This is a genomic window from Saccharopolyspora sp. NPDC002376, from assembly GCF_053593195.1.
Window position 1 is genome coordinate 24,183 of record NZ_JBSFBZ010000074.1, and the last position, 6,023, is coordinate 30,205.

7 protein-coding genes are annotated in these 6,023 nt (G+C 66.8%); 3 read left to right on the forward strand and 4 right to left on the reverse strand.

Features of this window, described 5'->3' with window-relative positions:
- The first annotated feature begins 90 nt into the window (after window positions 1-90).
- The 3 genes from ACWCO2_RS32810 to ACWCO2_RS32820 are packed head-to-tail and all read left to right on the forward strand — an operon-like array spanning window position 91 to window position 3,675.
- On the forward strand, window positions 91-1,689 hold the full coding sequence (locus ACWCO2_RS32810; RefSeq protein ID WP_450131678.1) for an OmpL47-type beta-barrel domain-containing protein: 1,599 nt from the start codon (window positions 91-93) through the stop codon (window positions 1,687-1,689).
- Between the two features lie 38 nt (window positions 1,690-1,727).
- Complete coding sequence (locus tag ACWCO2_RS32815; RefSeq protein ID WP_450131679.1) at window positions 1,728-2,717, forward strand: multicopper oxidase domain-containing protein; 990 nt, start codon at window positions 1,728-1,730, stop codon at window positions 2,715-2,717.
- 31 nt (window positions 2,718-2,748) lie between these two features.
- Window positions 2,749-3,675, forward strand: a complete 927-nt coding sequence (locus ACWCO2_RS32820) for a sugar phosphate isomerase/epimerase family protein (RefSeq protein ID WP_450131680.1) — start codon at window positions 2,749-2,751, stop codon at window positions 3,673-3,675.
- A 399-nt stretch (window positions 3,676-4,074) separates the two neighbouring features.
- Here the strand turns inward: ACWCO2_RS32820 and ACWCO2_RS32825 are convergent, their stop codons facing one another.
- From ACWCO2_RS32825 to ACWCO2_RS32840, 4 genes are all read right to left on the reverse strand, one after another.
- Window positions 4,075-4,665, reverse strand: a complete 591-nt coding sequence (locus ACWCO2_RS32825; RefSeq protein ID WP_450131681.1) for an IS630 family transposase — start codon at window positions 4,663-4,665, stop codon at window positions 4,075-4,077.
- Window positions 4,575-5,129 (reverse strand): winged helix-turn-helix domain-containing protein, encoded by a 555-nt coding sequence (locus tag ACWCO2_RS32830; protein ID WP_450131682.1) that lies wholly within the window; start codon window positions 5,127-5,129, stop codon window positions 4,575-4,577. Before ACWCO2_RS32830 ends, ACWCO2_RS32825 begins: the two co-directional genes overlap by 91 nt.
- Window positions 5,130-5,252: 123 nt before the next feature.
- Window positions 5,253-5,618: an integrase core domain-containing protein gene (locus tag ACWCO2_RS32835; RefSeq protein ID WP_450131683.1), complete on the reverse strand. Its 366-nt coding sequence runs from the start codon at window positions 5,616-5,618 to the stop codon at window positions 5,253-5,255.
- A partial coding sequence (locus ACWCO2_RS32840) for an IS3 family transposase (protein ID WP_450131684.1) occupies window positions 5,615-6,023 on the reverse strand: 409 nt, incomplete at its 5' end. The genes ACWCO2_RS32840 and ACWCO2_RS32835, both read right to left, overlap by 4 nt.

The window sequence follows — 6,023 nt, forward strand, 5'->3', positions numbered from 1 at the left end:
GCGCCGTCCCGTGCGGCGCCACCGGATCCACCCTGCGAGGACGAAGGGCATCAACCCATGCGTGTCATCCCACGCCGTCTGCTCCGGGGCGTGCTCGTGGCCGTGGCGGCGGGCCTGTGCCTGCTCACTGGCGCGGCCCCCGTCGCGGTCGCCGAGCCGGCGCCGGTCTCCACCGCCGATATCGCGCCCGCCGCCGAGCAGATGCTCACCTGGACCGCCGACGACAGCATGACCGAGTACGCCTCCGCGCCGGCAACCGCGACGGCGGGCCCGGCGACCATCGTGTTCGCCAACAGCACGACGACCGGCAACACCACCGGTATGACCCACACGCTGACGTTCGACACCACCACGCCGGGGTACAACCACGACGTCGACGTCAACATCACCGCCAGCCCGCTGGACGCCGAGCAGGGGCTGCACCAGGTCCAGACGACGCTGACTCCCGGCAAGTACCGCTACTACTGCGCCATGCCCGGCCACACGATGAGTGGCGAGCTGGTCGTGACCGAGGGCGGCGTGCAGGACACCACGCCGCCCGAGGTGAGCGCGACGGTCGACGGCAACACCGACGGAGACGGCAACTACATCGGCACCGCCACAGTCACGCTCGCCGCCACCGACGACAGCTCCGGTGTGGACACCGTCGAGTACACCCTCGACGACGACACCTACCGCACCTACAGCCAGCCCGTCACCATCAACACCCCGGGCGCGCACACCTTGCACTTCCGGGCCACCGATAAGGCGGGCAACACGAGCGATCCCAAGACCCTGGTGGTCAACGTGGTCCAGCCCAGCGCTGACACCACGCCTCCTCAGGTGACCCCGACCGTCGACGGCGAGCGGAACGACGCCGGTCATTACGTGGGCAGCGCTACTGTCACCCTCGCCGCGACCGACACCGACTCCGGCGTGGCCGCGATCGAGTACACGATGGACGGTGGAGCGTACACGCCATACAGCCAGCCGATCGTCGTCTCGCAGGCCGGCACGCACACGCTGACCTACCGAGCCACCGACAAGGCGGGCAACACCAGCGATCCGCAGGCGCTGACCGTCACAGTCGATCCGCTCGGCGACGTCGTCGCACCGTACGTCACGGCCTCGCTCGACGGTGAGGTCAACTCCGAAGGTGCTTACGTCGGCAAAGCCACGCTCACCCTCGCCGCCACCGACAACGACTCCGGCGTCGCGTCGATCGAGTACGACCTGGACGGCGTGGGCTACACCCGCTACGGACAGCCGCCGACGATCACCAGCCCCGGCACGCACATGCTGCACTACCGCGCCACCGATCGGGCGGGCAACACCAGCGAGGTGCAGATGTTGTCGTTTGCGATCGCCGCGGCGGGCGATCACACCGCACCGGTGGTCACCGCGCAACTCACCGGTGAGCAGAACTGGTCGTGGGACTACGTGGGGCGGGTGACGGTCACGCTGTCCGCGACCGACGAGGAGTCGGGCGTCGCGCGCATCGAGTACTCGGTGGACGGAGCCGCGTTCACCCGGTACCGCAAACCGTTCGTCATCGACCAGATCGGCACGCACACCATCCGCTATCGCGCGACCGACCAAGCAGGCAACACCAGTGAGACCGGCAGCGTCACCTGCACTGTGGTCGCGGGAACGGGCGACAAATCGAAGCCGAAGCGTCCGCCGAACCCGTCGTCAGGGCACGGGGCGTGACTCACCTCCCCGGCAACACACAACGGAAGGACCGAACCATGTCCGACACGTCCAGCGACCGCTCAGGCGGGCCGGGCCTGACGCGGCGCGCCATGCTCGGCGGCGCGGCCGGTGGACTGGCCGCCGCGGTGGCCCTGCCTGGCCTGTCGCCTGTCGCCACGGCTGCTCCGGGGCCCACACCGGGCACCGCGCAGCGGCTGACGATGTACGCGGAGAAGATCTCCGACGAGCTCTACGGTTACGGCCTCGCGCCCGGCGCGGCCACCGTGCCCGGCCCGGTACTGGAGATGTGGGAGGGCGACACGCTCGAAATCGACCTGGTCAACACGACCGACCGGGTGCTGTCCCTGCATCCGCATGGTGTCGACTACGACGTGAACTCCGACGGCACGGCGATGAACAATTCGGTCGTGTTTCCGGGCCAGACGCGCAGATACGTGTGGCGCAGCCATGTCGGGTCCCGGCGCGCGGACGGGGGGTGGACCGAAGGCACTGCGGGCTACTGGCACTACCACGACCACGCGATGGGCACCGAGCACGGCACCGAGGGCATCTACAAGGGCCTGTACGGGGCTCTGGTGGTCCGGCGGCAGGGCGACCTGCTGCCCAAGCGCCAGTTCACCGTCGTATTCAACGACATGACGATCAACAACCGGATGCACCACGACGCGCCCATGTTCGAGGCGAACTTGGGCGAGCGGGTGGAATGGATCGCGATCGGGCACGGCAGCAACTTCCACACCTTCCACCTGCACGGGCATCGCTGGCTGGACAACCGGACCGGCCTGCGGCAGAACGAGTACGACAACAGCCGGCTGATCGACATCAAGGACCTCAACCCGGGCAGCTCGTTCGGGTTCCAGGTGATCGCCGGAGAGGGGGTGGGCCCGGGGGCGTGGATGTACCACTGCCACGTCCAGTCCCATTCGGACACTGGAATGGTCGGCATGTTTCTGGTGCGCAATCCCGATGGCACCATGCCCGCCGGTGCTGCCGAAGCGACGGCCCGGTTCCGCGCGACGCACTGAGAACGGCACTGAAAAGCGAAGGAGAGCCGACATGTGTGGTGCACCCGTCGCCGTGGACCGGCGGCGTTTCCTGCGCGGCCTCGCCGCGTCCGCGGCCGGCGTGACAGCCGTCGGTTTGACCGGTGGGCTCAGCATTTCCGAGGCCGCGGCCGAACCGCCCGGCGTCGCTGGACGGCACATTCCGAACAGCCAGATCGGGCTGCAGCTCTACTCCGTGCGCGACGCGTTCATGGCCCAGCCGGAGCCGGTGCTTCGGGCGCTCGCGCAGGCCGGCTACCGCAATCTCGAGTTCGCCGGTTTCCCAGGAGGCACCGACCCGGCGCACGCGAGGGAGATCCGGCCACTGCTGGACAAGTATGGTCTGCGCGCCGCCTCCAGCCACCACGGCTACGGTGAGTTCACCGATGAGCACCGGCTGCGCGAGATCATCGAAATGGCCCGGATCCTGGGCCAGGACTACATCGTCTGCCCGGGTGGCGTGCCTGACACGGCAGAGGGATTCGCCGCTGCGGGTCCGGCGTTCAACCGGGCCGGCGAGATGATCCGCGCGGCCGGGATGAAACTCGGCTACCACAATCACACCAACGAGTTCCTCGGACGCGGCCCGGACGGCCGGACCTTCTACCAGATCCTGCTGGACAGCTCGGATCCCCATCTGCTGTACATGCAGCTGGACATGGGTTGGTCGTCCGCGGCGGGCTTGAGCGCGCAGGACAACGTGGCCCTGATGCAAGCGAACCAGGGCCGCATGCTCCTGTCGCACGTGGCGGACCTGGACGCGAACGGCAACCTCGCAGATCTGGGCACCGGTGTGGTCGATTACCGCACGATTCTCGGCGCCGCCACTCGCCTGGGAATGCGCGAGTTCATCATCGAGAACGACGACCAGAGCAATCCGCTGACCGACTCCCGCGCCGACCGGATGCACGATTATCTGGCTGGCCTGGACTTGAGCTGACCCAGCTGACCCACACGGCGGTGCCGAAGTCGCCGTGGGGCAGCTCATTTCGTGCGCCACGCAAAACGAGCCGTGGATCGTCAACCGCGGTTCGCCGGCGCGGCGATCTCATCGCTGGACAAAGCCCGGTCGACGATGCGGACGTCATCCACTGCCCCGCGGAGGAAATCGACCTGGGTGTTGGCGAAGGAGTTCCAGGATCAGGAGACGTCGTTGAAGACCCAGGACGGTGGCGCACGGACCTATCGGTTGGCAGCGCTGGTCATGTGTGGTTGCGTGTGACCGGTGGTTCGACTCGCACTGGCGCACAATCGGCCCGGTTATCGCTTCTGCAAGACGCCAAGGTCGTGTCGGCTCAACTGTTGATTAATGATCTTTCGGTATTTGGGTGTTCCTGGTTCATAGGCGGAGTCCGGTGTGGTCGAGGAAGGAGAAGCACAGTTGGTAGCTGTTGCCGATGCGGTCCAGGCCGGTGTCCGCGGCGGTGTGGGCTTCGTCGATGGTGTTGGGGCAGAGGTTTGCCAGCTCGGTTGCTTTGATGTTGCCCCAGACTTGTTCGACCGGGTTGAGTTCGGGTGCGTAGGCGGGAAGTCGTTCTACGACGAGCCAATGCCGTTGGGTGGCAAGCCAGGCTTTCATGTCTTTGGAGCGGTGAGCGGACAGGCCATCCCAGATCAGCGTCACCGGGTCTCCGTCGAGATGGTCGTGCAGGTCGGCGAGAAACTCGATCAGCGAGGCGGTGTTGTAGCTGCCTGGTTTGGCCTGGAACACCAACGCCACTTGACTGCGGTCGGGCCGGTAAGCCAGTGCCGCGGACATCGACATCCGCGTCCAGGCGAACCGGTGCCGCAGCACCGGGGTCTGGCCTCGCGGCGCCCAGGTGGCTCTGACCGCGGGGATCAGCGAGAATCCGCTTTCGTCCTGGAAGCAGATCCACGCTCCTCGCCGTCGGGCCCCCTTTTTATCCGAGGCCACTCGGTTTTCACCCACTCCTCGATCGCTTCGTCGTCGCGTTCGGCGGCTCGCCGCGCCGGCCGCTGCCGGCTCCAGCCCAACCGCTCACGCAAGATCGTCCAGGTCTGGGTCTGCGAATACCGGACTCCGGCGAGGCGTTCGATCACCTCGGCCACCCGAGCCAGAGTCCACATCTCGGTGGCAAACCCGTTGGCGCGTGGCCCTTTGATCAACTCCGCCTCGACCTCGGCAAGCTGCACATGGGAAAGCCTCGGTATACGCCCGGCGCGACCGGCACCCTCCAACGCCCGGCGGCCACCGTCGCGCCACGCCCGGTGCCACTTCGAGACCGTCTGCTGCGGCATCCCCAACGCCGCGACCACATCGACCTGCCGAGCGCCCCGCTCGAACATCTCTGCCGCCCGCATCCGGCGCTCACGCAACGCCTCGAAATCCCGCCTAGCAGCGACAGGTTTGCTTCCACGGGCCTGCTTGCCCACTGACTGTGAAGACCTCGGCACCTCACGATCATCCCACCACACAACACAAACCGAGCACAACGACACACCCTATAACCGAAATGAGGTGTGTCAAGGATCTTGGACGGTCCTCGGTGGGTTTCCTCAGGCCGCGGTCGCGGTGAGGTGGTCTCGGTGGGCCTCGGCGGGGGTGCGGTAGCCGAGGCTGCTGTGGAGTCGTTTCCGGTTGTAGAACACTTCGATGTAGTCGGCGACGGCGAAGCGGGCGCGGGCTCGGGTGGGGAACGGTTCTCGGTGGTACATCTCGTTTTTCAGTGAGGCGAAGAACGATTCGGCGGCAGCGTTGTCCCAGCGCACACCAGTGCGACCGACGCTGGTGCGAACGCAATTTTCTTTGCAGAACCGGGAAAACTCGGCCGAGGTGTATTGCGTTCCGCGGTCGGAGTGGAACACCGCGTCCGGACCGAGGTGTCCGTGGGTGATCGCCATGCGCAGGGCATCGACGATCAACGATGTGCGCATGTGGTCGGCCAGTTGCCAGCCGACGACCATGCGTTGGCCAGATCGATCATGGTCGCGAGATGCAGCCAGCCCTCACCGGTTCTGAGGTAGGTGATGTCGCCGACGAAACGTTGCCCCGGCGCGGCAGCGGTGAAGTCGCGATCGATCAGATCCGGGCTGTGGACCGGTTCTTCGCCGAGCACGGTGGTGCGTTTATATGCCCGCGGCTGGCAGCCGGCCAACCCGAGTTCACGCATCAGATCTGCGACCAACCCGACACTGCACGCGTGGCCTTCACGGTTGAGCTGGGCGGCGACCCGGCGGCAGCCGTAAGCGCCGCGCCCCTCGGTGAACACCCGGGACACGTGGTCACTGAGCCGGCGGCGCCTGGACTGGGTCCTCGTCTCGGTGGAA